We start from the raw sequence: 25,785 nt of genomic DNA, 5'->3' as shown, positions 1-25,785 counted from the left end.
TTCTCGATCTATCGCTCATAAATGGAGAGGAATGTTGCAGCAATCAGGGTTCGGCATTGCCGTCACGGGTAGCGGTTCTTGTACACCGCAGGTTTCGCTGGATAATAACGGTTTGAGTCAGATAGTAGAAACTTCTGACGAGTGGATTGGGGCGCGGACGGGCATTCGCTCCCGCAGGCTGGCAGACGATCGCACTTCTTTGTGCGATTTAGCCTCGGAGGCATCGCTTCAGGCGATCGCAATGGCAGGAATTTCGCCGACAGATATCGATTTGATTATTTTGGCCACCTCAACTCCTGACGATTTGTTTGGCACTGCCAGTAAAATTCAATATCAGTTGGGCGCGACAAAAGCAGTGGCTTTTGATTTGACAGCAGCTTGTTCAGGCTTTGTTTTTGGTTTAGTTACAGCCTCGCAGTTCATTCGGACAGGGGTTTATCAAAATGTTTTGCTGATCGGAGCCGATATTTTATCTCGGTGGGTGAATTGGTCGGATCGGGGTACTTGCATTCTCTTTGGAGACGGTGCAGGTGCTGTGGTATTACAAGCTTCAGAAGTCGATTCCTTTTTGGGATTTGAAATTCGCAGCGACGGCACGCAAAATTCGTCTCTCAATTTGGCTTACAAAGCCGAGTCAAAAGAATTAATTGAGGGCGTCAGCGTCGCAGTTGGCGGATTTCATCCCATCACAATGAACGGTCAAGAAATCTATCGCTTTGCCGTAAAAAAAGTGCCGGAAGTCATAGAAAAAGCTATGTTTCGGGCTAATATTAACGCTGCAGAAATTGACTGGCTGCTGTTGCACCAAGCCAATCAGCGGATTCTCGATGCAGTTGCCCAAAGACTAAAGATTCCCCCCGAAAAAGTAATCAGCAATTTGGCAAAGTACGGCAATACCTCAGCGGCTTCAATTCCCATTGCCTTAGACGAAGCCGTGCGTCTGGGTAAAGTTAAACCGGGCGATACTATTGCTGCGGCTGGTTTCGGTGCAGGTTTGACTTGGGGGGCGGCGATTTTTAAATGGGGAAGGTAATATTTGGCGGCCGGCTGTAAACTTGCCCTGCTTATTGTCGGGGCTGTGACACTTGCAAAATACAAATCCTTGAACGCGCCATACATAGGGCAAGGTGCACAGCCGCACACCCCCGGGGCAGGTGTTATTGACAAGCGCGCCCGGAAATAGAAAATCCTCTATTCTTCGATCGACTTTCCCCACCTAGAAGGTGGAAAATTTTGTTACTGCTATTAATTTAATTAAAGTAGCAAAAAAAATATAAACTTCGTAAAAACTGCAATTATTATGTTATAATTGTGAGTCGCGAGTAGATAGTTCGTTAACCGAAAGATAGCGGATACCAGCGAGCGAACTTAGAAGCGGGAAACAAAGAATTTTTGCAATCACCAATTAGCAACCACCAATTAGCAGATTACCGGAAAAATGACTAAAACAGCATGGGTATTTCCCGGGCAAGGTTCCCAGGCGATCGGGATGGGTGCAGACTTATTAAACTTGCCAACAGCCAAAGCCAAATTTGAGCTCGCTAAAGAAATTTTAGGTTGGTCTGTCGCGGAAGTTTGCCAAAAAGAAGAAGCAAAACTATCTCGGACTCTCTACACTCAGCCTTGCTTGTTCGTAGTAGAAAGTATTTTGACCGACTTAATGCGAGAAAAAAGCGATCGACCAGCGGTAGTTGCCGGTCACAGTTTAGGAGAATATGTTGCCCTCTACGCAGCAGGCGTCTTTGACTTTGAAACCGGATTGCGCTTAGTCAAACGGCGCGCCGAACTCATGGACACTGCCTCCGGCGGTCAAATGGTGGCTTTGATCGGGTTCGACAGGCAGGAACTAGAATTGCAAATTCAATACAGCCGAGACGTAGTGCTGGCAAACGACAACAGCGAAGCACAAGTCGTGATTTCTGGAACGCCCGCAGCAGTAGAAGATTTGCTTGCCAAAATCAAAGTCAAACGCGCCGTTAAATTGAATGTTTCTGGTGCGTTTCACTCTCCCCTGATGGCCGGGGTGGCGGCAGAGTTTCAACTAGCCTTAAAGTCTGCAAGGTTTTCCGATGCTAAAATGCTGGTGCTCTCGAACGCAGAACCGTCAGCCACTACCAGCGCAGCCACTTTAAAGCAGCGGTTGACTCAGCAGATGACCAAAGGCGTGCGGTGGCGAGAAATTTCGCTGCAACTGCCGCAGCAAGGAATCGATCGCGTAGTGGAAATTGGCCCCGGCAAAGTTCTGACAGGTTTGATCAAACGGACTTGTCCGGATTTAGCGCTGGTAAATGTTAGCAGTTTTGCAGATTTGCCCGCTTAATCTATTTTTAACCTGCGATCAAATCGCAGGCCATAAAATTCAGAGTTAACACTCCCTAAGATTGCCCAAAAATGAATCGCACAACAGGCAACTCCGAATATTGGCTGTTGTGCAAATTGGGGATAGACGATCCAGACAGCTAGAAAATCTTTATCAAAAATGTAGATATCGATCGACCTGACGGGACGATCGACAAATCCTGATGTAAACTAGGCGTAAAAACCAAGCTTATCTGGTATTTATATGAAAAAAGTTCTTTACTGGTTGATGGGCGACAAGGCAGGCAGAACCATAGTAGGTGCCTGGAATTGGATGTGGGGACTGCCCGTAGAATCCGGCGGCAAAGTGTCGGTAGCGGTAGCCGAAGAGTCGCTGCGATCGATGCAAGAATCCGTGCAAAAGCTAGCAGCAGCAGTCTCCACCCAAGTTGCAGCCTACCAGCGCGCCAAAACGAAATATGAAGAAAAAGTTAGAGAAATGCAAACCGTAGAGCGCCAAGTCATCACAGCCCAGCGCAACGGCAACGAAGAAGCAGCCCGCTTGGCAATGGCGAAGGTAATTCAGACAGAACAAATTCTGCCGCAGTTAGAAGCTCAAGTAAAACAAGCCGAACAGTACGTCAACGCTTCCAAAGACAAGCTAAATCGAGAGCGGATGAAGCTGGAAGCCTACAAAACTGATATGCAAAATATGAAAGATATGGCTGAGATTAACGAAGCTCTCCGATCCATATCCAAAGTCAACAACGACCTCAGTATCGATTCAGCTCGATCGCAATTTGAGCAAGCCAAAAACGCCGTCCACGGCCGGAACCTCCAACAGCAAGCTTTAGCAGAACTATCTGAAAACCCGCAAGAAAGACTTCAGGCAGAATTAGAAAATATGACCTTAGACGATGAAGTTAATCGCAGGCTAAAAATGTTAGACGACCCCAACAACAAAGAACTTCCCAGCTAAGGAGAATTTTATGGCTAAGAGCGGGCCTCCCCCCATAGTTTTTATCCTGTTATTTCTCTTGCTAGCCGGTGGTGGCTGGTTCTTTTTTCTGAACAAACCAGCAGCACAGGATGCTAATAATACACCCAGTGCCACACCCTCAGGCGGTAGTGGAGCCAATCTGCCTCCCGTAGCGCCAGTAGTCGGCGGTGCTTCACCTGTGGCAGCTAGTTCCTTTGCGCTTCCTGCTTCCGTAGCTGCGGGTACGACCGTGAGAATTGACGGTTCTACCAGCATGGTGACAATCAATCAGAACCTCAAGAACGGCTTTCAAGGCAAGTTTTCCGGCACGACAGTCGATACCAAAGCGAACGGTTCTGAAAAAGGAATTCAGGATTTGGCGGGGGGAACAGCCGATATTGCAGCGGTATCGCGACCTTTGACGGCTCAAGAACAAGGTCAGGGTTTAGCAGCGGTGCCTGTTGCCCTAGATACGATCGCCCTTGTAGTCGGCATTAACAACCCCTTCAAAGGAGGTTTAACCTCGGCTCAAGTTCAAGATATCTTCAAGGGAAATGCTCAAGACTGGTCGAAAGTCGGCGGCCCGGCGGGCCCGATTAAAGTAATTAACAGACCGGCAGTTAGTGGCACTCACCAAACGTTTAAAGAACAAGTGCTCTCTGGCGCTAATTTTGGCACGGGGCCCAATATCACTAAGCTCGATCGAGATGCGACAACTCCCCTGCTGCAAGCTTTAGGCAACAACGGCATTGGCTATGCGACTTTCGCTCAAGTAGCCAATCAGAAAACTGTGCGCGTTGTTCCGGTCAACGGTGCGACGCCGGATGCTGGTAACTATCCTTACAAGCGACAGTTGTACTACGCCTACAAAAACCCTCCTAGCCAAGCAGTTAAGGATTTCTTGGGCTACGCGACTTCTTCGGAAGGACAGAAAGCCATGCTGACTGGAAATTGAGCCTTTGCAGAGTTTTGACATTGAGGAATTCGCCAGAATTTATTCTGGCGCTACACAAGCAAATAGTCCGCCAGAATAAATTCTGGCGCTGCACAAGCAAAGTCCGCCGGCGCGGACTACATTCTTCAGTGCGCGCAGGCGGACTTCGTTTGACAAGAAGCGGTTTAAACCGCCGAATAATCTCAAACGGACTCGATCTGATAGGCTAATATGCGATGTAATTTAAAATCTAAGGTTTTTCTGTGAACAAAAGTCGCGAACCAGTCGAAAGTTTACTTCTCTACTATTTATTCAAATGGTCAATTGTCAGCCCGATGCTGCACCTGTACTTTCGGGGCCGCATCTACGGTGCAGAAAATGTTCCAGCAGAAGGGCCGGTGGTAGTTGTCAGCAATCACGCCAGCGATTTTGACCCGCCGATTTTGTCGAATTGCATGAGGCGACCTGTCGCATTTATGGCAAAGGAAGAGTTATTTAAAGTTCCTATTTTGAAGCAGGCAATTACGCTTTACGGTGCTTATCCAGTGAAGCGGGAAAGTGCCGATCGCAGTGCCATTCGATCGGCTATCCACTCTTTGGAAAATGGCTGGGCGACGGGTGTATTTTTGCAGGGAACTCGCACGCCAGATGGCAGAATTACTGAACCGAAATTAGGTGCTGCGCTGATAGCTGCTAAGGCTAAAGCGCCGCTTTTACCTGTTAGCTTGTGGGGAACTCACGCCATTTCGTCCAAAGGTTCGGCAGTGCCGCGTCCGGTGCCGCTGACGGTGCGAATTGGCAAGCTAATTGAAGCGCCCGGTTCGTCGGATCGCGAGGAGTTGCAAGCGCTGACTCAAAGATGTGCGATCGAGATTAATGCGATGCACGATTTGGGGCGCTAATTTTATAACTTTTGTTGCTGTTTCTCAGGTTATATCTACAGATAGATGAATGCTGAAGATAAACATCGAAAAATATCAATATAAGTGATTGAAAACAAGCGCAATAATTAGGCTTGAATTTGAGTTTAATTTTACAGGGGATAAGAAGAAAGATATGGTAACAAGCAATCAAACCCGCGCGTTGGGATTGTTTTCTAACCGCGAAGATGCCGAGCAAGCTCTGACAGAATTGAAATCTTCCGGGTTTCCAATGGATAAAGTTTCGGTTGTTGCTAGGGAGGCCGGCGAGTCTGTAGGCGAGACTGAAACGATCGCTCAGGTGGGCGATAAAAATCTAGACACAGGAGCAGGAGTGGTAGCAGACACTCTGACAAATAGTGCTTTAGCCACCGTGCTAGTGGGTCTCGGAAGTTTAGCTATTCCCGGAATCGGGCCGATAATTGCAGCGGGTACTTTGGGCGCCTCACTGGTGGCTAGCGTAGCAAGCACTGGCGTCGCGGCTGTGGCTTTCGGTGGAGTGGTGAAGGCCTTGACTGACTTGGGAATTCCCGAAGAAACAGCTAGAACTTACACGGATCGCCTGCGGGCGGGAGATTATTTGGTGGTAGTAGATGGCGCTGAGGATGATATTAGTCGGGCTCAAGGGGTTTTCAGCAGTCGGGGCATTCAAAATTGGGGCGTTTTTTAAACAGGAATTGTGTACCAGCTCTATCTGTAGGGCGATGTACACCCCACCCTTGGTGATAACAACCAGCTCACATTTAGTACCCGACTTTTGTGTGAAAATTAGCGCATAGATCCCCCCTAACTTAAAAAGGGGGGAACCGGAAATGCTCTTTTGTCCCCCGGGAAGGGCATTGAGATTAAGCTAAAACCACGCTCTAGAGGTGGTTTTAGTCTTAAATTTACATTCATTCATTGCCCACCCCCTCGCTACAAGTCAATTATTGATTGTTATCGCTCATCTTTTGATGCTGAGGCGGTGACATAAGCGACAGCTAAAGGCGAAATTTTTTCTGTAACTGCTGCGATAACTTGGCGATCGAAGTCAGTCCAAACTCTGGGGCGATCGAACATACAAGGCTGCAAAACCCCCCACAATAAGCCGGTAGCACAAAGGTGAGCGTGAATCAAAGCTCGATGGCCGAACTCTTTTGCCTCAAAATTTTTGTTGACAACTTCAGGATTTGCTGTTTCAACATCCTCAACAAAAATCGAAGGTTCAGTTCGCAAAGCTGCTGCAAACAAAGGGTCTTCTTCCCCTAAAGATTCTGGTTCTTTTTTCCATTCTGCGTCCCAAACCTCTGGAATGTTCGAGTTGTGACGCCAGCAGTAAGGTACTCTGCCCATTTGCGTTTCAGGATTGCGGAGGTAGAGGAAGACGCGATCGCAATTTAATACCTCGCCTAAAGTCGGTACCAAAGCCGAAAAAACAGCATCCGGTGTTTTGGTGTCACTCAAAATTTTATCCAGAACTTGTGGCAGAATTTGCTCGGTCATTAACTTTGGCTCTTGAAGTTCATATACTGATTTTAAACTACTCGTTCTCTTCTGTTACGCATTTATCATCAGCATCTTCCCCGTTCCTTAAATAGCTATAGAAGACAAGTTTTAAAAGCTGAGCGAATGGCAAAAAATTAACAATTGCTCAATGCTTCCCTGTGTTTATTCAATTCGGGCTTGGCTGAAGTCAGCACCCGTATAACCGATTGTCAGCCAAAGAATAGCCCTAGCGCCGTCGCGAACAGCTTTTTCCACCGGTTCGGGGGTTCGCCCAGACGGAACTGCCACCGGCTTAAAGCTAATGCCTCGACTGCCGAGTACGATTTCGCCGATAATCTGAGCTCGCCGCATATGATCGTCAGAAGTGATCAGATACACGCTCTCAATCCCTTGAGCTTTCAATTCATCTACCAGGGTGGTAAAATTTGTTACCGTATCCACCGCTCTGTAGTCTAAGTGCAGGCGATCGGACTCAATTCCCGCTTCTGAAAATACCCATTCCGCGAACTCCGGATTGCTCCCAGACGACACCCAAATCGGCAATTCAGGATGATCCCGAGCAAATTTGGCGGCAAACACCTCTCGCTCCGTAGCCCCACCTAGAACTAACACAGCTTGGGGTCTCTGAAATTCGCTCTTAACCTGCTGATAGCCAAACCAACACGCCATCAAAAGCCCTACTAGGAACCAAAAACTGCGTGAAGTGTTCAAACGCTTGTAACGCTGCGTGTTTGAATTGATTCTTAACCACATCTAAACCTATAAAAATTTTATGTAACTCACAAAAAAACCATAACAAAAAATACCGCACGTATAGCCCACTAACAGGAATTAAAAATTAAAAATTCAAAAAGGGCCGGGGGATCATAGATTTTAGATTTTAGATTTTAGATTTTAGATTTTAGATTGACTCTACGCTTGTGGTGGGGCTTAAACAGGTGATTTGAGATTTTAGATTTCAGATTTATAGCAACCGCCAAGCGGTTGCTATAGTTGTCTGGCAGCCAATTCCTTAGCGGATATGCAAAAAGGAGGGGTAAAACTTAGCCTTATCCCTCCTGCTTTTAATTTTTCTTGATTTTTAACGGGACTGGCCGGGTTCGAACCGGCGACCTAGCGCTTCAGATTTGTGTGAGTTTCCCCACTCTCTGGACTATACCTTCACCATATGCTTGCAGCTTTTAGGTGGTGACCGTCTAGTCTCTAAACCTTCCTGATTTCAATATAGGCGATTGTTTAATCGCGCTGAACTCAGGCTTGGCTTGGTATTGCCTTAGAGTCATAGGAACCCACGAACTCTTTAGGTTTCACCAAATTTGACCACATTCACTCCTAGAGTTTCCTCGCAGGGTGCCCGATTCTTCAGGAGGCGCTTGCTCTATCCATCTGAGCCACAGCCCCAGTTGCGGAACCGTTTTGATTATAGCAGTTAATGTCGATTTTGATTTTTTTATTGTGGAGGATTACCGATCGCCGGCTACCAGTTTCGCAGCGATGCGGGCAAAGTTTTCTGCTGCGGTGAGTTTACCAGCACCGTAACAGGCGCGCTGTCTCCATGCGGTGACGGGGAGATGTCCGGGGGGAGCATCTTCGTTGAATGAGAGTTCGCTGTAATATTTCCAATTTTCCTTGACTCGCCAGCCGACTCGATCGCAAAATTCAGTATAATTTGCCTCGGTACTTTCCCAAATCTGCTGCTGCACGCTCAACCCGAACCGCCCGCTGCTGTATTGTTGCCAAAGTTGGTCGATCGTGCGAAGGTCTGTAGGAGGAAAACTGTCAATATCGGCTGCACTCAGCCAGCCTTCGTCTTCCCTGACAGCGATTTTCAGCAAGATTTCCCAAGTGTGTTCATCAGCTTTGCGCCATTTTCCGGTTTCTAATAGTTTTGTTAGTTGGCGGTAGTCCATCCCCACTTCGGAGATAGCCGGAGTTGAGTCAGGTATGGCGCCGATTTTGTCTTCCAGTCGCAGTAGAGTGCTGACAATCAATTCGGGGTTTAGTTGTTCGAGGCGGTACAGAACCCATTCTAACTGAGATTGAATGTATGCGCGGGCGATCGCCCCTTCCTGAAATTCACTCTGCAACTGCTCAAATTTAGCTGACCAATTTTGTTGATTGCGAGCCAATTCCCACATTTGTTTGGCCCACTGCAATCTAACTTGTTCTTTTTTTAAATAAGTTTTGGAAGGCTTAGCACGTTGCGGGTAGGGAGTCAAATCCCAACCGCAAATCGAGCAAAACTCTGCTTTTTCTTCTATGTATTCAGCATCGCACACTGGACAGTTAGACATATTGCCATAAATTCGGTTGCCAAGTAATTACATGACATCGGGATAAATTAACCATAATTCGATTAGGTACGCACTTTGCAGCCTACAATTACAGTTTATCTGCTGTAGTAATGTGCCCTTTTCGCGCCCCAAAGTTAGAGTTAATTATACCGATCTAACAAGGCAAGCGAATAGTAAACAAACTGCCTTTGCCCAAATCTGATTTTACCTCGATCGTGCCGCGGTGAGCTTCGACAATTTGCCGACAGAGGTGTAGTCCCAAACCTGTACCGGATCTCTTGTGAGTTCCCGGGCCAAACCTTTCAAATAACTTTGCTTTTTCGGTGGGAGAAATGCCGGCGCCGGTGTCTTTGATTTCTATGATTACCCATGCCAGCGGTTGGTTTTTGAAGCTCGTATAAGCAGGTGAATTGGCAGCTTTTAAGGTGACATCTATTGAACCGTTGTCGGTGAATTTAATCGCATTTCCGATTAAATTTGTCAGCAAGCGGTGCAGTTCCAGACGATCGCCCGGATACTTGGCAATCGGTGCACTTTCTGCACTTTCAGTCAAGTCTAAATTTATTGACAAACCTTTAGCATCGGCTAGGGCAGCTAGTTCTTCAGCTACCTCAGTAATAAGCTGGCGCAAGTCCACGGGAGCAAAACTTAGGGATTTGCCGCCTGCTTCGTAGCGGTAGACTTCCAGCAACATATTTACCATCGTAATCAGGTTTTTGTTGCTGCGAACCATCGTCCCGAAAGCGTCGCGCATGGGAAGGGAAATTTCTCCCAACGCTCCCTGCTGCATTAAAGTTAGCATTCGATCGGCTGCTACGAGGGGCGTCCGCAAGTCGTGAGCGAGTCGGGAGACAAAATCTTCGCGCTGGAGGGCGATCGAATTGCGCTCGTCTACACTGTGTTTTAGTCGCAGGAGCGATCGTACCCTCGCCAGCAGTTCATCCATTTCGACTGGTTTGCGGATAAAATCGTCTGCTCCCATGTCCAACCCCTGCACTACGCTCGCACTGTCGTGAGCCGTGATCAGCAAAATCGGGATAAAGGGCAATTCCTTATTTTGTCGGATTCGTTTAGTGACTTCGTAACCGTCCATTCCCGGCATCATCACGTCTAGCAGTACCAAATCCGGGGCTGACTTGTCTATTTGACTCAAGGCAGAAAAGCCGTTTTCTGCCGTGCTAATTTCGTAACCTTCTTCTTCTAGGATTGTTTGAACCAACAAAACATTATCTGGTGCGTCGTCTACCACCAGAATCCGATCGGCTTTTGTGGCATTCGGAACAGATAAATAACTCATTTAATTGCTAGCCTGGAAATAAATACTAAACTTTAATATGGCATCCGATTTATGTTTTCACATTTTTACACTTGTTAACTCTGTCATAAGGAAGATCTCACGCCTTTACCAAATCTTTTTACTTTTGATCGCTCGGATGTAATATAATCTACTACTTGCTTGTCATCGTATGCACGCCGTCCCAATCATCGGGCGGGGGTACTTCCAAATAGCTCAGGGATCGGTCGAGGTGAACTTCCACAGGTCGATCGCTGGGTCGCATTGCTAAAGCCGCTTCAAAATAACTAATAGCTTTCTGAAAATTTCTAGCAATATAAGAATCCCTACCGTTAGTGTAAAGTTCCAAAAACCGAAGGGTTTCCCCATCGATGGGTTCAGAACTATTTTGCAGCAACTCGTAAATACCCACTGGCTGATTTTGGCCCTTAACCCGCACCTTGTCTAACTCTCGCACCCAAATCCCTTCGGGGCACAAACTGTATGTAAATTCGCTCAAAATTATATCGCAACCGTACTCCTTCGTAAGCTGTTCCAATCGCGAACTCAAATTCACCGCATCCCCGATTACCGTGTAATCCATCCGCTTTTGGGAACCAATATTTCCCGAAACCACCTCTCCGGAACTAATCCCAATTCCGAAGCGAAACGGAACTTCGCCGGGGCGAGAATCATTAAACTCTTTCAAACGCCGGCGCATATCTAAAGCCGACTGAACCGCCATCCAACCGTGACTTTCCGGGGGATTCAGCGGCAGGGGCGCGCCGAACACCGCCATTAAAGCATCGCCGATAAACTTGTCTAAAGTGCCTTCGTAGTGGAAAACTGCCTCCACCATCGTCTCAAAATATTCGTTTAGCAGGGATACCACCTCGGACGCTCCCAGATTTTCCGTCAGCGTGGTGTAGCCGCGAATGTCGGAAAATAAAATAGTCACTTCTTTGCGTTCGCCCACCATCATGGCGCCTTCACCCAAGGCCATCACTTTATCTACGACTCCAGGAGTCAGGTAGCGGTACATCGTATTTTTCATCCGCTTTTCGCGGCTGATGTCTTCGAGTACCACTAAACCGCCGCGCACGCCACCCTCTGGATTGATCAGCGGGTTGACAGTCAAATTCAAACTACGTTCAATTACTTTAATTCTAGAGGCGGGGATGGGCAGCGGACAATAAGGGTGATACAGGGCAGAATTTCGCAGCGAAAATAGAGATTGGGCATTAGCTAATTCTGCCAGCGCTACTTCCTCAGTCCACGCGCTGTTTTCGCCCCAAGCGTAATATAAATTCGGATCGGCGCGATCGGGCACGGCCAAAATATAACTTTCTTCTTCTTCTTTTTGTTGGGAATTTAACGTTTTTTCTACCAACAGTCCTACAGTTAAACTTTGTTCGGGAACGTAATGTCGGGCAGCATTGTTGAGACTGTCTTCGAGTCGAAATTGCAAATTTTCGATCGGCACAACTTCCCAAACATACCGATTCACCAGTTTATCTTCCCAAATCTGGGGATTGTGTTTGCTTTTAGCTTGATTGACCGGACAGCCCAACAATTCTAAGGCTGCTTCGTTGATCGTCACAACTCGCCCCTTCAAATCCGTGGAAATCACTGCATCAGAAAGACTTTGCAGCATATCTTTTTGATACTGTTTTTCCACCATCACGTTCTGAAACAGTTGAGAATTTTGCAAGGCCATTCCCGCTTGGGAATTAAACGCTCGCAAAAACTCTTCGTCGGAAGGGGTGAAAGTACCTTGGTTCTTATTAATTAGCTGAGTCACCCCGATGAGCTCACCTTTAGCGTTGTGCACCGGCATACACAAAACAGTGCGAGTGCGGTATCCCGTTTGCTGGTCTGTAGAGGGGTCAAAGCGGGGATCGTCGTAAGCATCTGTAATATTTAGAGGTTGACCAGTCGAAGCCACGTAGCCAGCAATTCCCTTATTAGCAGCAATGCGGAGATCTACCATCGTTGTGCCGTCGGCCTTGGCGACTTTTGTCCAGAGTTCGTTGGTTTCCCGATTTAACAAAAATAGCGTGCTGCGATCGGCTTGCATCAAGTCGCGAGCTTGATCCATGACAGAGCGCAAAGTTGTTTCCAAGTCAAGACTTTGACCCAAAGTGGTGGTGGCTCTCAAAAGTGCAGCAACCCCTCGCTGGTTGCGGGCCACGACGTAGAAAGACTGACAGCTTTCGAGAATAATCCCGATCGAATCTGCAAAAGCCTGGAACTGCTGTTCGTCTTCTTCGCTAAAAGGGATATTGCCAGCTTTATTTAAGAGTCTGACCACCGCTACGGGTTCGTGTTGGCTCTTGCTGCTAAAAATCGGCATACAGAGCATGGTCTCGATCTGGTAGCCCGGTGGTTCGTCTACTTCGGAATTAAAATGCTCGTGCGATCGAGCTTCGGCGACATTGATCGATTTTCCGGTTGTTGCTACGTAGCCTAAAATGCCTGCATCCATAGGCAAACGAACTTCTAAATCTTCGCCAAGCAGATCGACTGTTTTGTGCCACAGTTGTTTTTTGTTGCAGTCAACCAAAAAAATTGTTGTCCGGTCTGCTTGCAGAATTTGACCAATTTTGACAGTGAAGGCATCTAAAAGTTGCTCTAAGAGACTTTCGAGTGCTTCATTGTTAATCAGGTCCATCGCCCGGATAAATTGCTGAAATTCAGCCGTGATAAAGTCGAGCAGGCACACTAATTCAGGAACTGGCAGGCTCTTAACGCGGGAGGTCAATGCCCCCATAAAATTGACTTGAGTCAGTGTAGCCAGAACGCTACCAGTATTGGAGAATGTCATGATTAACTGCTTGCTCAGAGGGGTAAACTGACTGCAGGTTGAGCGGCGCTAGATTCGGCGGCAGTGCAAACTCTTGAATTTGTTTGCAAGCGCATCGCCACTCGCTTGTCGCTTTAATGAATCGTGAGTTCAAAAGTGTCGCACGCAACTTCAGTTTGCTTGTTATGTATGCTCGATCGATCTTTTTTACAACCTCGATACTGATGAGGGTTCGTCAATTCAAGCTGAACTTGAGTTCGCAAAACTGCTAGCCTGAAAATTAGGTGACAGGCTTTAGTTCGATCGAGAGTGCAGTGTGGATTTGACGCTCTGTGCTCGGCCCCAGCGCGCGGTGTGACTGTTTTAGCGCACTCGGCGACCGTATCCGGTCAGGTAAAGGGCGCTATGAAAGCAGCGCGCAAGGCATTCCTACAGAGCTTACTCATAGTTTAATGGTAAACGCAACAGCAGGATAACGACGGTAATTTATGCAGCAAAAAAGTTCGATCGGTCTTTGAAAACATCTCTGCTCACTACCAACTGACGATCGAACACCGAAGCTAAGCTGGCAGTGATGTTTAAAGGTGCTACAGATCCTGACATTTAGGCCGCTCTGGGCATGGACTCGGCAAACACCACTGATTGATAGTACCGCTGGAGTTGTGCGGCGGCGGCGGCCCAACCCCAGCGTTCGGCTTCTCGGCGAGCGTTATGGCGCAGGGTTTCCCGTTCTTCGGGATTGGCAAACAGACGCTTGGTGGCGGCGAGTGCTCCTTCTTCGTCGGCGGGGTCAAATAAATATCCGTTAACGCCGTCGGTGACGATATCGGGAATTCCGCCGCTGCGCGCCGCCACTACGGGCGTCCCCGCAGCCATTGCTTCTAGGAGCACTAAGCCCAGGGTTTCGGTGCGGGAGGGAAAAATGAAGGCGTCGGCTGATGCGTAAGCTGTTGCGAGTTCTTGCCCCTTGAGGTAGCCGACAAAATTGGTGGGGGTACCGGCAAAATATTGTTCCAGGGTTTGCCGGTGCGGGCCGTCTCCCACTAGGGCGAGACGGGCGTCGGGAATCGCTGCGAGGACTGGTTTGATGCGTTCGATTTCTTTTTCTGCACCCAGGCGGCCGACGTACAGCAGCAGGGGACTGTCTGGGTTATTTTGAGAAAGGCGCGATCGCATTTCTCGACTTGCCAATTCCGGGACAAACATTTCAGTATCTACGCCCCGCTGCCACAAATCTACTCGCTCAATGCCGTGGGTTCTCAATTCCTCCACCATTGCTGTGGAAGTACACAGATTCAATTCTGCTTGGTTGTGCGCTCCTTTGAGCAGTTCCCACAATAAAGGTTCGAGGACTCCGAAACCGTAGTGGTGCAAGTATTTCGGCAGATGCGTGTGGTAAGAAGCCAAAATCGGAATGTTGAATTTTTTGCCGTAATATATACCCCCCAATCCCAAAATTGCGGGATTGACAACGTGAATAATATCCGGTTTAAACTGCTCTAATTGGCGACCGACAGCCGGAGAAGGAAGTGCCATTTTCAGTTCCGGGTACATCGGCAAAGGCAAACCCTCCACCCCGTAAACTCGGGCGCCTTTGTATTCTTTAATCCCGTAATCTGGAGAAAATATCAGAACTTGTTCGCCCGCCCGCTGCAAGTGATCTACAGTGTGAATCAGGCGCGTCACAATGCCGTCTATTTTCGGCAGAAATGTTTCAGTGAACAGAGCAATTTTCATAAAAATAAGTTACTTAGGGAGCCGATAATCATAGCCTGCGGCCAAGGTCATCGGTAACAGGATACACTGTCTCGCGGGGAGCTAAGTCATGGCGTGCGATCGGCTGCTTTTCTACACTTCTTCTTTCTGTTTCACTACCGCTAATTTCGAGCGAGAGGTTTTTGGGATAAGATGCAAATTCCCGGAATGCCAATTGATAAAATTCTCCCACCTAAAAGCCATCCCCCGCTTTCGGCAAAGCAATTAATTCTGTGAATTTCCTGTGCTGTTCTGGCAATTTATAATATTGCTGTTTCAGTGGCAGATTGGGCTTCCCTAACTCGCTCGGCGCTAATGTTGATAACTCGCCGTTACTGCAACCCCTTCGGCTATTAAATAATAAGCACAAACTGCACTCGCTGACAATCCAGGCAGAACAACCAAAAGCCACAGAACGAGAATTTGACTTTTCACGGCTTTATTCCCAAAAAACCAGCCGTAAAAACCTTATGGCATTTTTCAATTAAGCGCAGAGGACGCAGAGAACACAGAGCAAAAGAGCAAAAAGATAGATATGAAAAAATTAATCTACAAAGAAACCCATTCTGAACTTGCAAACATTTCTCCTCTCTTCCCTTCTTTTCTTTTACTTCGCGCCCTTCGCGCCTTCGCGGTTCGTTAAAAAATCTCTTCCCCCGCAGGTAGATACCAGAACTTACTTCCAAGAAACCTTCGGCAAAATCTGGTTTTTATCGACACGGTGCTGATATTTTGTAGCAAAATTCAGCAGAGAATCGAGCAGGGAATCTGAGAGATAGTGCGGTTGCAAACCGAGGTCTAGCAAATTGGTGTTTTTGGCATTGAAATAATGTTCTTCTTTCTCGACTCTGGGATTTTCGATGTTGTTGATTTCTACTTTTAATCCCATTGCCATGCCTGCTTTTTGCACCAAGGAGGCTAAGTCGCCGACGCTGAATAGTTCGGTGAATTGGTTGAAGACGCGGAATTGTCCGGCTTCGGCGGGGTTGGCGATCGCCAATTCCACGCACCGCACGGTATCCCGAATGTCTAAGAAGCTGCGGGTTTGTCCGCCAGTTCCGTAAACTGTCAGAGGATGACCGATCGCAGCTTGGATGCAAAATCTGTTCAACGCTGTCCCGAATACTCCGTCGTAGTCCAAACGGTTGATCAACAGTTCGTCCATGCCAGTTTCATCTGTGAGCACGCCGTAGACTACGCCCTGATTTAAGTCGGTGGCTCTTAAACCCCAGATTTTGCAAGCAAAATGGATGTTGTGGGAGTCGTGGACTTTGGACAGGTGGTAGAAACTGCCTGGTTGTTTGGGATAGGGTAGTGTATCCTTGCGGCCGTTGTGCTCGATCGTGATGTAGCCTTCTTCAATGTCAATATTCGGGGTGCCGTATTCGCCCATTGTCCCCAATTTCACTAGGTGACAATCGGGGAAGTCTTCGCGGATGGCGTACAGCAGGTTGAGTGTCCCGACGACGTTATTGACTTGAGTGAGGACTGCGTGTTCGCGATCGATCATCGAGAAGGGGGCGGAACGCTGTTCGCCGAAATGGACGATCGCCTCTGGTGCAAATTTTCTCATGCTTTTGCTGAGAAAATCGTAGTTGGTGATGTCACCGACGAACAAGTCGATCGACTTGCCCGTTAAATCTTGCCATCGCTGGAGTCGTTGCTGAATCGGTGCGATGGGAGTGAGGGTGTCGCTGCACAGTTCCAGATCCCAGTGCCGCCGCACGAAGCTGTCGAGGATGCCAACTTCGTAACCTTTGTTAGAAAGGTAGAGTGCGGTTGCCCAACCGCAATAGCCATCGCCACCAATAACCAGGACTTTCATAAATCAACGGTGAATCTTGCTTGCCAATACTGGGTTAATGTACCAGGTATTGGTGCATTCTGAACCTTTAATCAAGCGTGTTCGCCCAGGAGGGACTCTGTTTTTTTAGATTAAACCGGAATTTCGTCGGCGAAACTGGCCCGGCGGGTGAATTCAAAGGGGCCGGCCTGGGCTCCCCAGACGTGGGCGTCGGTTTCTGGGTCGCGTCCGCGATCGTGGCTAATAAATTTGTCTTGGTCTATCTCGAATTCGCTGTCTAGATAGGTTTTTTTGCCCTTTCTGACAACCATGCAGCCTTTTCCGGGTTCGACAGACCCTTTGAAGCTGTGCCCCGTCCACTGCGTAATAAAGGTGCAGCCGGGAAGCAGTGTCAGTTGTGCTTTTTTGATTTCTTGCAGCCGTTGCGGGTCGCGGGAAGCGCCGTAGAATTGTTCTTCGTTTTCTATGGCATAATTTTCGATCTCGATGCGATCGTCCACCGGGACTAATTTCAAAACTCGGACTCGGTACGGTACATTCAGTTCAATATCGTAAGCTTGTTCTAGGTACAAGCTGATCCCATCCAGAAGTTCGACGGGCAAAGGCCTCATGCAGACGCGGATGTGGGCGAAGAATGGCGGGTTTTCAAAGGCTTGGGCTTGGTTGCTGAAGTCGGCAGCCATCCAGCGGGCGAGGGTGACGATATCGGTGGAATGAGTCATTTCGATTTTAGATTTTAGATTTTAGATTTTGGATTGAGGGAGTAGAAATTATTTTAGGGGAAATTCAGGTGCGATCGCACTTTGGATCGCTGACTTCTTAAATAAGTCGGGAATCTGGGTATTCTGTTTTTTCCAGGTAGCCTTACTTATCAGGAAATCATGAAACTATAAGCAGTCGAATCTAGCACGATCGAAGCTGTAGGTTATGACGAAACCACGTCAACCTTGAGGTTATTTTCAATAGTGGCAAAACCTATCGATACTTTGAAGTTCCCAAGACTGTCTGCTTGGAACTGATGGAATCTGATTCCAAACGTAGTTATATGCTATCTGACGTTATTGATTGTTTTCCCTATGAACAAGTAAAGCAACGGCGACGATAAGTAAGGCATTAATCTAGGCTGGGGATACTTCTCATTTTCAAGGCTAATAGACCTCAGATTTAGCGTTTCTCTGAATATATTGCTGATAAGCTGCCTCTAATTAATCATTTTACTCATCTTCTAGAGCATAGGGGAATCGAGCGATTTTATATTTTATATTTTATCATTAACCAAATTACTTATGGTCAAATATTAAATTAGTCAATTGTAGCATCAAGTTCTATGAAACAAAGTATTTGCGCCGTCAATCTACAGATAAACCTAGAGATTTTTGGCGCAAATACTTTGTCAAACTGAGACTTTTGCCAGAGATTAAATACTCTGGTTCAGACATCTAAATTAGCAAATTAGATGAGTTTGACAGCCCGCAGACCAAACATCAGCACTGTCGCCAAGCCGATCATGCCGCCAAAAATCCCAAAATAAGTTATTGCTCCGCTAAGAGTCATTGCAATTTCTCCAAAACAATCAATAAAAAGACCTATAAGAACTATAATCTAAAATCTAATATCTAAATTAGATAAATATGCAATCCATAATTAAAGTTGACTTGGGGCCACAATCTTACAATGTTTGCGTGCGATCGGGCGGCTTAGACGAACTCGGCAGTATGATGGGCGATCTAAGTTTGGGCAAAAAAGTGCTGCTGGTGTCGAATCAGTCGATTTTTCGGCAGTACGGCGAAAGAGCAACAGCAGCCCTCGAATCATCCGGTCTGGAAGTCAGTAGCTGCATTTTACCACCGGGAGAACAGTACAAAACTTTAAATTCAGTGCAGAAAATTTACGGTGCGGCTTTGGCAAACCGTTTAGAACGTTCCTCGACAATGGTGGCTTTGGGCGGCGGGGTTGTGGGCGATATGACGGGTTTTGCTGCGGCGACTTGGCTGCGGGGAATTAATGTCGTGCAGGTTCCGACTTCGCTGCTGGCGATGGTTGATGCTTCTATTGGGGGCAAAACGGGGGTAAATCATCCTTTAGGGAAGAATTTAATCGGGGCTTTTCACCAGCCGCGCTTGGTGTTAATTGACCCGGATGTACTCAAAACTCTGCCGGCGAGGGAGTTTCGTTCGGCGATGGCGGAAGTGATTAAGTACGGGGTGATTTGGGATGTTGAATTGTTTGAAAAGTTGGAGAATTGCAAGCGTTTGGATCAAATGCGCTATGTGAAGGCGGATTTGTTGGCTGAAATTTTGAGCAGGTCTTGCCAAGCTAAGGCTGAGGTGGTAAGCAAAGACGAGAAGGAATCGGGTTTGCGGGCGATTTTGAATTACGGGCACACGATCGGTCATGCTGTGGAAAGTTTGACCAATTACAAGGTGATCAATCACGGGGAAGGAGTGGCAATCGGCATGGCTGCATCAAGCCGATTGGCTGTGGAGTTGGGAATGTGGGACGCTGAGTGCGATCGCCGTCAGTCTGCTTTGATTGAAAAAGCGGGTTTACCTGCCAAATTGCCGGCGAATGTGGATGTTGAGGAAATTTTGCATACTTTGCAACTCGATAAAAAGGTGCAGGATGGCAAGGTGCGGTTTGTGCTGCCGGTGCGCTTGGGTGAGGCCGCTGTGAGCGATCGGGTGGATGGGGATTTGATTTTACAAGTTTTGAAGGAAATGCTTTAGATTCCCGTTTTTGGGGTTGTTTAACCGCCGCTGAACGCTGATTAACGCCGATCGCCAAAGATGTTTTTTCTTTCAATCGGCGATCGGCGGTTGAGTTTAGGAACCGCTCGACCGCGAATTAATTTCGTCCAAAATTTTATCTACTCTGTTAGCGGCTTGAGTTCTGCCTTGCTTGATAAATAACTCCTTAGCTTTTGTGAGACTGGCTACGGCCTCGGCTTGGTTTTCCTGACCTCCTTGCTGGTACAAACCGACTCCTAAATTGTTTAAAGCATCGGGATATCGATCGTTAATTTTAACGGCTTGTCTCCACTGAACAATTGCCTCGGGCAACTGCCCCTGACTTGCCATCGCCACGCCTAAATCGTTGTGAGCTTTGGCGTGCTGTGGGTTGACTTCAATTGCTTTTTGGAATAGAACGATCGCATCGCTCATTTTACCTTGCCCCGACAGCATAGTTCCCAGCTTGTAATAAGCATCCGCTTGTTTGGGATAGCGAGCGATTAGTTGCCGGTACAAAGCTTCGGCATTCACAGCATTTCCTTGACCGTAAAGGTCGTTAGCAGTTCTCAAGCCCACCGTGTAGCCTTTACCTACAACTTGGCACTTTTTCTCGGAGTTGCCTTCCTGCTTGCAAATCCTGAGTTCGTCTCCCTTCATTTCGTAGGACATAACTTCTCGAACAGCCGGGCCTCGGCGGGGGGGCTGCAAGTTCTGCGACTGCAAGTTTTGCGAGAGTTGCAGGGCGATTGGCTCAGCTTGTGCCGGTTGGGCCGCTGCGGCATTCCAGATTCCTGCACCTACCAAAATGCTTGGGGCAATCCACCTCAAAGGTTTGAACAAGCGAAACTCTCGATCGTTTTTCATGTCTTTTGTGGAAACGTGTTGTTGATATCCTGGGTTTCACTAGCGCCGTAAGAGTCGGAGCAGATCAGGGCCCACCCGATGAAATAGTTAGTTATTAACAGTCGAGATATTTTAGCACTGTGTGACCGAGTTTGAGTTAAATTAGAGTAGAATTCCGATCGATTCTCAGTCAACCTTAGCAGGAAAATAGAAATGGGGCAGTCTATTCTTACCATGCTCTTTGCGCTCGTCCTCGGCTACGCTGTTAACTCAAGCGTCAAAATAGTCAGTGGTGGCGACGAAGCTTTAGTGGAACGTTTGGGTCAATACAAGCGCACCCTCAAGCCAGGATTCCACTTTATCAGTCCCCTGGTCGAAAAAGTCGTCTGCGTGGACACAAGCCGTGAAAGAGTTTTAGACATTAAACCTCAGTCAGCAATCACGGGAGATAATGTGGCTCTCGAAGTCGATGCCGTTGTGTATTGGCGGGTGGTGAATTTACAGAAAGCTTATTATGGAATCGATCAAATTGAAAATGCGATCGCCAACTTAGTTTTAACGACGTTTCGCGCTGAAATTGGTCGATTGCCAATGCAAGACATCTTGGCTTCCCGAGATGACATGAATAAAAAGTTACTCAAGAAGTTGGACGAAGCTACTGAAACGTGGGGTGTCAAAGTAATTAGGGTAGAAATTCAAAGCATTACACCTCCTAAAAGGGTGCAAGAAGCTATGGAATTGGAGCGCGCTACCAAGAGCGAGTGGCAAGCAATGGTCAATAAGGCGATCGGCACTAAGGAGTACATGAGGCTCTTAGTTGAAGCTTTAGACTCCCATCCGAATAGCACGCAAGTTTTGAATTACTTAGTAACCGAAAAATACTTAGAGGCTCAACAAAAATTGGGCGAAAGCGACAATGCCAAAATTCTGTTTATGGACCCGAGAAATATGTCAGAGGCCCTCAACAATTTGATGGAGTCTATCCCTGATGTTCCTTCGGAAGCTGGCGGCGGCGGGGAAATGAAACTTATGGATACTCCAACTTCTCAAGACTGATATCGGAAGATGGCGTCGGCTACCTGAGAGACATCGCGCATTTCTCTGACATCGTGAACGCGCAAGATATCTGCCGAATTTGCGATCGCACCTGTACAAGCCGCCGCTGTCCCCCAAATTCTTTGTTTAGCTTCTGGCTGATTCACAATGTGACCGATGAAGCTTTTTCGCGATACTCCGACTAATATCGGACAGTTTAAAAGACTGAATTTTCGCAGATCTCGCAGGATTTCTAAGTTTTGACTGTAAGTCTTGGCAAAGCCAATACCAGGGTCGAGAATTATTTGAGATTTGTCAATCCCCGCAGCAACTGCCGCCGCAATTCGACTCTCTAAAAATTCCTTAATTTCCCCAATTAAATCCCGATAATCTGTGAGTTTTTGCATCGTCTCGGGAGTTCCCCGAATGTGCATTAAAATTATTGGCACTTTTAACTTAGCAACGGTTGACAGCATTTCTGAGTCAAAAGTTGCTCCCGAAATATCGTTAATTATATCAGCTCCCGCCTCAACCGCAGCTTTGGCAACCTGCGCTCTGGTAGTATCGACCGAAATAGGAACTGAGCCAAAAATATCGGCTTTTTGTCGCAGTATTTGTACTAGAGGTATAACGCGATCGATCTCCTCTGAAGATGATATTTCCACTGCACCAGGTCGAGTAGATTGACCGCCAATATCAATAATATCTACCCCCGATTTTACCATACTTTCCGCTTGCGCTAAAGCCGATTCTAGGGTGTTGAAATCTCCGCCGTCACTAAAACTGTCAGGGGTTACGTTCAAAACGCCCATTAAATAAGTGCGTTTTCCCCACTCGAAAACTTTATTTCTAATTGTAATTTTTTTGAGGTTATTTGTCATATCAAACCCGTTGGCATTGGAATTATGTAGTGCGAGCTTCCCCCTCGCGATTTGGGTAGCGAGCTCTTAAGCTCGCACTGACATCATCCAAATTATTATTCCGATCAGTTAGAGCATGGGCAGCAGATGTGCCAGACGCACATTGACACCAAGTTCTTCGCAAGCACCGGAGCCAGAGCGAACGGCAGAAAGCATACTCAGCCATTCGTAGCATCCCTGCCAAGGATAGATAACTGCTGCACCACCCCGTACAACGCGCTCGCCATTACTACTATTCCCACTAAGCCAAGGTGAGCCATCTGAGGGAGCGCCTTCATAGTTGTCGTGCCAAATGTCTGCACAGATGTCGCCGTGAAATCCCATGTTCACCAAGCCAAAGCGGTTGCTGGCGGCATCGTTGGCAACTTTATTGTTGAATTTTTCTACTAAGTAAAGGTTTGACAAATCGTTCCCCCAGAAAAACAGTGTTGTACTTCCTGCACGGCAAGCATATTCCCACTGCGATTCAGAGGGAAGAACGTGTCCACAGGCTTGTAACAAAGCTTCTACTTCCTCAATAGATAGATATGCTACCTCTGCATTAGGCATGGGCGACCCGTTCAAATAATCTCTGTATAAGAAGTTGCTCTCGTCAACGGCAATCAACTTATTGGCTTCGCTCCAGCGCAAGGGAAAACGCGCCAAGAGAAAGGGAGCAAGGTGTACGGGATGAACAGGATGCCAAAAGTTACTGTTGATGAAGCTGTCATTAATAATATCTACTACATCTTGTTCATCGTCTTCTATTAGTTGTCTACGAAGCTCGACCAGTGCCTGCTTCTGGGTCTCATCAAATCCCATCATGAAGGTGCCACCAGGTATCAGGAGAAACACAATACCTGTTGCTTTTTCGCGTATAGAGAAGATACGGATGGGCTGCTCTGAAGCATATGTTTTCGCATCAGCCACTTCAAAGCCATTGAGTTGCCAAACAAGGGCATTGACAATCTCGTCTTGTCGAGCCTTGCTTGCCGTAGCCCATTGCGCTGCATTATGAAGCTCTTTCATGGCCGTTGGGTGAGGAGGAAGCAAACTTTCTAACTAAATTGAAGGAAGTTGCAATCCCAAAAGGTGGTTAGTTGCCCCATCATCAACTGGTACAGGAAGATTTTCAGGTAACTGGTAGAGATTGTCATTTCTCAACATCAAAAGTCCCGCTACAACCACCACTTAGCAATTACCTATTAGCAATTACCTATTACTGATAATTGACAATTCGAGCAAAACTCGCAGCTTCCAAACTAGCACCACCAACCAAAACCCCGTCAATCTCCGGCTGAGCCATGACTTCATCAATATTCTCCGGTTTGACGGAGCCGCCGTACTGAATTGGCACGTCAGGATTAGTCAATTTACTGCGAATCAAACCAATAACTCGGTTAGCTTCCTTTGTTTCGCAAGTATCGCCAGTGCCGATCGCCCAAATCGGCTCGTAAGCAATGACTAACTTTTCTTGGTCAACACCAACTAAATCTTTTTCCAATTGAGAAAAAATGTGAGCTTCAGTTTCGCCTGCATCTCGCTGCTGCTTGGTTTCCCCAACGCACAGAATCGGAATTAAATCGTATTTCTGAGCAGCTTTCAGCCGCAAATTCACCGTTTCGTCAGTTTCCCCAAAATATTGGCGCCGCTCACTGTGGCCGATGATGACATAACGCACACCAAGTTCACTGAGCATTGGCCCGGAAATTTCCCCAGTAAAAGCTCCTGACTCTTGCCAGTGGACGTTCTGAGCACCGAGTCTGATCCGGCTGCCGTGCAAATTTTTCGAGAGGACAGCCAAGGAGGTAAAGGGAACGCAAAGCACGACTTCCCGTTCCTCTGGGGTTTCGGTCAGGCAGGACATGAATCCTTGAAGAAACTCTAGGGATTCAGCCCTAGTTTTGTACATTTTCCAGTTGCCAGCAATAACTATTTTCCGCACGGGTGACTCAGTAGCTCTGTGAACATCAAAATCAGGCAACTTATAGTTTAAAGCTTTAGCGTACATTTCGAGCCCTTATTGCCCAAACTCAATGCGAGCTTGCTCAACTAAGTCAACGGTGACGACTTCGGTTTCGGCTTCGCGGGCCAAGTGCTCGATGCGAACGCGAGCTTGTCCCCGGACAAAATAGGGAATATTTTTCAGCTTCGCCTTGGCTTCTGGCGTCCATTTTAAATCGTCGGAAAATTCGGAATCGGGCATGGCGTATTGAGCGATCGACTACAAGCCTTCATGGATCTGGCTTTGATGGAAAGCCTGGATGTATTAAATTTACCACGAATTGCGATCGGGCCACACCTTCTCACTCTGCCTTAATTTTGTTGCTTAAAATAGCCGAGGCTTCTTGTAAAAGCTGATTCTGCTCTTGTCGAATTGCCTCCAACCTTATCAAAATATTAGCAATTCGTTCCTGAGACTCCAAACTGTTTGATTCAACTCCCCTCAATTGTAAAGCTGAATTATTTTTGTCTTTGGGATTCTTTGAAACCAAGGAGTTTACAACCACTCCACCCAGATTACTTACAGATTTAGAGCCGAGACTCAAAACCCCTTGCATCAATTTTAAAGGGATTTGCAGAATAAATAACCATCCTTTTGCAAAAAAGTTACCTAAAGCCTGTAAGAAACCCAAGATAATGAATATAAATAGTAGCAACATTGCTAAAGATATCAGCGGGTGACTCACCAACCAGAAGACTACAGGATGCGAATCCATCCAATTTTTAAACATACCATCGATAGCACTTTGAAGGGCATTGGAAGTGGCATCGCTCATAATTCCTGCCTTTTGGAGGCTATCTTCTAATGAAGCCTTAGCCTTTTCTGGAGCTTGAGTTACACTCTCTACAGCTTGGCTAGTGCTTTGATTCAGAGTAGAGACGACCGAGTTAGTAGTTTGATTAATAGTTTCTTTAGCAGTTGCCGCCGAGTGAGAAACTGCATCAACAGCTTTGTTGGTAGTTTCACTGACGCGACTAACGGCTTGATTCGCGACTTCAGATATAGAAATCCTCGCTTTTTCGGTTTTATCCGCTACAGTACCTAAAGCATTGTTCGTAGCTTGATTAACAGCATTTACGGCAGAATTCGTAGTTTGAGTGAGATCTTCTTTTGCGTGATTCGCAGATTCGGAGAGAGAAGATTTAGCTTGTGCGGTTGCTTGTAAAACCGAATCAACTGCTTTTCCGAATTTTTCTATAAAAAATTCTTTCGTTTTTTGAAAGCTTTGAGAAACATCAGACAGTGCTACTTCCATAGTAAGTGACCTCCATCAACTTAACTTACTGTTTCCAAGTGATTATAGTATAGCTTCTATTTTTAATAGCGGGACTTTAGCCAAAAATTGAGCGATAAATAGAGCTAAAATATATAGGGTAAGGTTTTTAGGCTAGTCTCTTGGCTGAGGGAATCTGAGGAGAGAAACAGTTTGGACATCCATGCTCCCATACTTTGAAAGATGGTGCCAACGCTTTGGCGATGTGTTCCCCACTCAAGCCCAAAGACAGGAGTTTAGACACTATCTGGGGAGATTATTGCGAGAAAAAAGAGAAAAAACCTATCCCAGCTCGCGCAGAACGCTGTAGATGTTTCTTAACAAAGCTTACGCCATTTTGCAGTCAGAGCTTCCTAGTGCGAACAAACGCTCAACCAAGGGCGAAGCTATACGCGATCGTGTGACCATCAGATGTATTCCCCAAAAATAAAGCGGGCGATCGCTCAAAGATGAGGC

The 25,785-nt window shown here is 47.0% G+C and carries 25 protein-coding genes; 9 read left to right on the top strand and 16 right to left on the bottom strand.

Going from position 1 to position 25,785, the window contains the following annotated elements; all coding sequences use genetic code 11:
- Window positions 1–31: 31 nt before the first annotated feature.
- The 6 genes from QUA71_RS21215 (at window position 32) to QUA71_RS21190 (ending at window position 5,801) form a co-directional block, all read left to right on the top strand.
- Window positions 32–1,033 carry a beta-ketoacyl-ACP synthase III gene (locus QUA71_RS21215; protein ID WP_190663635.1) on the top strand — a complete coding sequence of 334 codons (1,002 nt, stop codon included), beginning with the start codon at window positions 32–34 and terminating at the stop codon, window positions 1,031–1,033.
- A gap of 405 nt (window positions 1,034–1,438) precedes the next feature.
- Window positions 1,439–2,320 carry an ACP S-malonyltransferase gene (gene fabD, locus QUA71_RS21210; RefSeq protein WP_190663634.1) on the top strand — a complete coding sequence of 294 codons (882 nt, stop codon included), beginning with the start codon at window positions 1,439–1,441 and terminating at the stop codon, window positions 2,318–2,320.
- 243 nt (window positions 2,321–2,563) lie between these two features.
- On the top strand, window positions 2,564–3,277 hold the full coding sequence (locus tag QUA71_RS21205) for a PspA/IM30 family protein (protein WP_333287997.1): 714 nt from the start codon (window positions 2,564–2,566) through the stop codon (window positions 3,275–3,277).
- A 10-nt stretch (window positions 3,278–3,287) separates the two neighbouring features.
- Window positions 3,288–4,232 carry a phosphate ABC transporter substrate-binding protein gene (locus QUA71_RS21200; protein WP_333287995.1) on the top strand — a complete coding sequence of 315 codons (945 nt, stop codon included), beginning with the start codon at window positions 3,288–3,290 and terminating at the stop codon, window positions 4,230–4,232.
- 242 nt (window positions 4,233–4,474) lie between these two features.
- Entirely contained in the window at window positions 4,475–5,113 is a 639-nt protein-coding gene (locus tag QUA71_RS21195; RefSeq protein ID WP_333287993.1) for a lysophospholipid acyltransferase family protein, read from the top strand.
- A 154-nt stretch (window positions 5,114–5,267) separates the two neighbouring features.
- Window positions 5,268–5,801 (top strand): hypothetical protein, encoded by a 534-nt coding sequence (locus tag QUA71_RS21190; protein ID WP_333287991.1) that lies wholly within the window; start codon window positions 5,268–5,270, stop codon window positions 5,799–5,801.
- Between the two features lie 266 nt (window positions 5,802–6,067).
- Here QUA71_RS21190 and QUA71_RS21185 read toward each other — a convergent pair whose 3' ends face one another.
- The 9 genes from QUA71_RS21185 to QUA71_RS21145 form a co-directional block, all read right to left on the bottom strand.
- The gene (locus QUA71_RS21185) at window positions 6,068–6,613 is read right to left on the bottom strand and encodes a GAF domain-containing protein (protein ID WP_333287989.1); all 546 of its coding nucleotides are present in this window, start codon (window positions 6,611–6,613) and stop codon (window positions 6,068–6,070) included.
- Between the two features lie 165 nt (window positions 6,614–6,778).
- On the bottom strand, window positions 6,779–7,369 hold the full coding sequence (locus QUA71_RS21180) for a YdcF family protein (protein WP_333287987.1): 591 nt from the start codon (window positions 7,367–7,369) through the stop codon (window positions 6,779–6,781).
- Between the two features lie 710 nt (window positions 7,370–8,079).
- Window positions 8,080–8,910, bottom strand: a complete 831-nt coding sequence (locus tag QUA71_RS21175; RefSeq protein WP_333287985.1) for a GUN4 domain-containing protein — start codon at window positions 8,908–8,910, stop codon at window positions 8,080–8,082.
- A 154-nt stretch (window positions 8,911–9,064) separates the two neighbouring features.
- Window positions 9,065–10,207, bottom strand: coding sequence for a hybrid sensor histidine kinase/response regulator (locus QUA71_RS21170; protein WP_333287983.1), 1,143 nt, complete (start codon window positions 10,205–10,207; stop codon window positions 9,065–9,067).
- A gap of 151 nt (window positions 10,208–10,358) precedes the next feature.
- Window positions 10,359–13,007, bottom strand: a complete 2,649-nt coding sequence (locus QUA71_RS21165) for a GAF domain-containing protein (RefSeq protein WP_333287981.1) — start codon at window positions 13,005–13,007, stop codon at window positions 10,359–10,361.
- A 582-nt stretch (window positions 13,008–13,589) separates the two neighbouring features.
- Complete coding sequence (locus QUA71_RS21160; protein WP_333218123.1) at window positions 13,590–14,723, bottom strand: glycosyltransferase; 1,134 nt, start codon at window positions 14,721–14,723, stop codon at window positions 13,590–13,592.
- A 28-nt stretch (window positions 14,724–14,751) separates the two neighbouring features.
- Window positions 14,752–14,934 (bottom strand): hypothetical protein, encoded by a 183-nt coding sequence (locus tag QUA71_RS21155; protein WP_333287979.1) that lies wholly within the window; start codon window positions 14,932–14,934, stop codon window positions 14,752–14,754.
- 483 nt (window positions 14,935–15,417) lie between these two features.
- Window positions 15,418–16,566, bottom strand: a complete 1,149-nt coding sequence (locus QUA71_RS21150; protein WP_333048204.1) for an NAD-dependent epimerase/dehydratase family protein — start codon at window positions 16,564–16,566, stop codon at window positions 15,418–15,420.
- A gap of 110 nt (window positions 16,567–16,676) precedes the next feature.
- Entirely contained in the window at window positions 16,677–17,267 is a 591-nt protein-coding gene (locus QUA71_RS21145) for a chromophore lyase CpcT/CpeT (protein ID WP_190663621.1), read from the bottom strand.
- A 233-nt stretch (window positions 17,268–17,500) separates the two neighbouring features.
- Between QUA71_RS21145 and QUA71_RS29340 the strand changes: the two genes are divergently transcribed.
- A complete protein-coding gene (locus QUA71_RS29340; protein ID WP_445243814.1) occupies window positions 17,501–17,650 on the top strand; it encodes a KTSC domain-containing protein in 150 nt (49 codons plus the stop codon).
- Window positions 17,651–17,997: 347 nt separating this feature from the next.
- Here QUA71_RS29340 and petL read toward each other — a convergent pair whose 3' ends face one another.
- A complete protein-coding gene (gene petL, locus QUA71_RS21140; protein ID WP_006633742.1) occupies window positions 17,998–18,099 on the bottom strand; it encodes a cytochrome b6-f complex subunit PetL in 102 nt (33 codons plus the stop codon).
- A gap of 77 nt (window positions 18,100–18,176) precedes the next feature.
- On the opposite strand from petL, the gene aroB reads away from it, so the two are divergent.
- Window positions 18,177–19,271 (top strand): 3-dehydroquinate synthase, encoded by a 1,095-nt coding sequence (gene aroB, locus QUA71_RS21135; RefSeq protein ID WP_190663620.1) that lies wholly within the window; start codon window positions 18,177–18,179, stop codon window positions 19,269–19,271.
- Window positions 19,272–19,367: 96 nt separating this feature from the next.
- Here aroB and QUA71_RS21130 read toward each other — a convergent pair whose 3' ends face one another.
- Complete coding sequence (locus tag QUA71_RS21130) at window positions 19,368–20,138, bottom strand: tetratricopeptide repeat protein (RefSeq protein ID WP_333287976.1); 771 nt, start codon at window positions 20,136–20,138, stop codon at window positions 19,368–19,370.
- 192 nt (window positions 20,139–20,330) lie between these two features.
- On the opposite strand from QUA71_RS21130, the gene QUA71_RS21125 reads away from it, so the two are divergent.
- Window positions 20,331–21,173, top strand: a complete 843-nt coding sequence (locus tag QUA71_RS21125; protein WP_333218116.1) for a stomatin-like protein — start codon at window positions 20,331–20,333, stop codon at window positions 21,171–21,173.
- On the opposite strand, the gene folP is transcribed toward QUA71_RS21125, so the two are convergent.
- The 5 genes from folP to QUA71_RS21100 form a co-directional block, all read right to left on the bottom strand.
- On the bottom strand, window positions 21,164–22,033 hold the full coding sequence (folP, locus tag QUA71_RS21120; protein ID WP_333287975.1) for a dihydropteroate synthase: 870 nt from the start codon (window positions 22,031–22,033) through the stop codon (window positions 21,164–21,166). The genes QUA71_RS21125 and folP overlap by 10 nt on opposite strands.
- A 108-nt stretch (window positions 22,034–22,141) precedes the next feature.
- Window positions 22,142–23,080: a formylglycine-generating enzyme family protein gene (locus QUA71_RS21115; protein ID WP_333287973.1), complete on the bottom strand. Its 939-nt coding sequence runs from the start codon at window positions 23,078–23,080 to the stop codon at window positions 22,142–22,144.
- Window positions 23,081–23,270: 190 nt separating this feature from the next.
- On the bottom strand, window positions 23,271–23,996 hold the full coding sequence (gene tpiA / locus QUA71_RS21110) for a triose-phosphate isomerase (protein WP_333288007.1): 726 nt from the start codon (window positions 23,994–23,996) through the stop codon (window positions 23,271–23,273).
- 75 nt (window positions 23,997–24,071) lie between these two features.
- Complete coding sequence (locus tag QUA71_RS21105; protein WP_333139202.1) at window positions 24,072–24,257, bottom strand: PCP reductase family protein; 186 nt, start codon at window positions 24,255–24,257, stop codon at window positions 24,072–24,074.
- A 100-nt stretch (window positions 24,258–24,357) separates the two neighbouring features.
- Window positions 24,358–25,311: a hypothetical protein gene (locus tag QUA71_RS21100; RefSeq protein ID WP_333287971.1), complete on the bottom strand. Its 954-nt coding sequence runs from the start codon at window positions 25,309–25,311 to the stop codon at window positions 24,358–24,360.
- Window positions 25,312–25,785: the final 474 nt, after the last annotated feature.

It is taken from the genome of Microcoleus sp. MON1_C5 (assembly GCF_036701875.1).
Lineage (GTDB): Bacteria > Cyanobacteriota > Cyanobacteriia > Cyanobacteriales > Microcoleaceae > Microcoleus.
The sequence above is the reverse complement of the archived record's forward strand: the minus strand, read 5'-3'. Positions and strand labels throughout refer to the sequence as shown.

What these genes read in the sequence shown, in the direction of transcription:
- QUA71_RS21145 (WP_190663621.1), bottom strand. Translation starts at nt 17,267, where the DNA reads ATGACTCATTCCACCGATATCGTCACCCTCGCCCGCTGGATGGCTGCC.
- QUA71_RS21190 (WP_333287991.1), top strand. Translation starts at nt 5,268, where the DNA reads ATGGTAACAAGCAATCAAACCCGCGCGTTGGGATTGTTTTCTAACCGC.
- QUA71_RS21125 (WP_333218116.1), top strand. Translation starts at nt 20,331, where the DNA reads ATGGGGCAGTCTATTCTTACCATGCTCTTTGCGCTCGTCCTCGGCTAC.
- QUA71_RS21115 (WP_333287973.1), bottom strand. Translation starts at nt 23,080, where the DNA reads ATGAAAGAGCTTCATAATGCAGCGCAATGGGCTACGGCAAGCAAGGCT.
- QUA71_RS21185 (WP_333287989.1), bottom strand. Translation starts at nt 6,613, where the DNA reads ATGACCGAGCAAATTCTGCCACAAGTTCTGGATAAAATTTTGAGTGAC.
- petL (WP_006633742.1), bottom strand. Translation starts at nt 18,099, where the DNA reads ATGACTCTTAGCGGAGCAATAACTTATTTTGGGATTTTTGGCGGCATG.
- QUA71_RS21175 (WP_333287985.1), bottom strand. Translation starts at nt 8,910, where the DNA reads ATGTCTAACTGTCCAGTGTGCGATGCTGAATACATAGAAGAAAAAGCA.
- folP (WP_333287975.1), bottom strand. Translation starts at nt 22,033, where the DNA reads ATGACAAATAACCTCAAAAAAATTACAATTAGAAATAAAGTTTTCGAG.
- QUA71_RS21165 (WP_333287981.1), bottom strand. Translation starts at nt 13,007, where the DNA reads ATGACATTCTCCAATACTGGTAGCGTTCTGGCTACACTGACTCAAGTC.
- QUA71_RS21170 (WP_333287983.1), bottom strand. Translation starts at nt 10,207, where the DNA reads ATGAGTTATTTATCTGTTCCGAATGCCACAAAAGCCGATCGGATTCTG.
- fabD (WP_190663634.1), top strand. Translation starts at nt 1,439, where the DNA reads ATGACTAAAACAGCATGGGTATTTCCCGGGCAAGGTTCCCAGGCGATC.
- QUA71_RS21180 (WP_333287987.1), bottom strand. Translation starts at nt 7,369, where the DNA reads ATGTGGTTAAGAATCAATTCAAACACGCAGCGTTACAAGCGTTTGAAC.
- QUA71_RS21160 (WP_333218123.1), bottom strand. Translation starts at nt 14,723, where the DNA reads ATGAAAATTGCTCTGTTCACTGAAACATTTCTGCCGAAAATAGACGGC.
- QUA71_RS21215 (WP_190663635.1), top strand. Translation starts at nt 32, where the DNA reads ATGTTGCAGCAATCAGGGTTCGGCATTGCCGTCACGGGTAGCGGTTCT.
- QUA71_RS21100 (WP_333287971.1), bottom strand. Translation starts at nt 25,311, where the DNA reads ATGGAAGTAGCACTGTCTGATGTTTCTCAAAGCTTTCAAAAAACGAAA.
- QUA71_RS21150 (WP_333048204.1), bottom strand. Translation starts at nt 16,566, where the DNA reads ATGAAAGTCCTGGTTATTGGTGGCGATGGCTATTGCGGTTGGGCAACC.
- aroB (WP_190663620.1), top strand. Translation starts at nt 18,177, where the DNA reads ATGCAATCCATAATTAAAGTTGACTTGGGGCCACAATCTTACAATGTT.
- QUA71_RS21205 (WP_333287997.1), top strand. Translation starts at nt 2,564, where the DNA reads ATGAAAAAAGTTCTTTACTGGTTGATGGGCGACAAGGCAGGCAGAACC.
- QUA71_RS21130 (WP_333287976.1), bottom strand. Translation starts at nt 20,138, where the DNA reads ATGAAAAACGATCGAGAGTTTCGCTTGTTCAAACCTTTGAGGTGGATT.
- QUA71_RS21105 (WP_333139202.1), bottom strand. Translation starts at nt 24,257, where the DNA reads ATGCCCGATTCCGAATTTTCCGACGATTTAAAATGGACGCCAGAAGCC.
- QUA71_RS21200 (WP_333287995.1), top strand. Translation starts at nt 3,288, where the DNA reads ATGGCTAAGAGCGGGCCTCCCCCCATAGTTTTTATCCTGTTATTTCTC.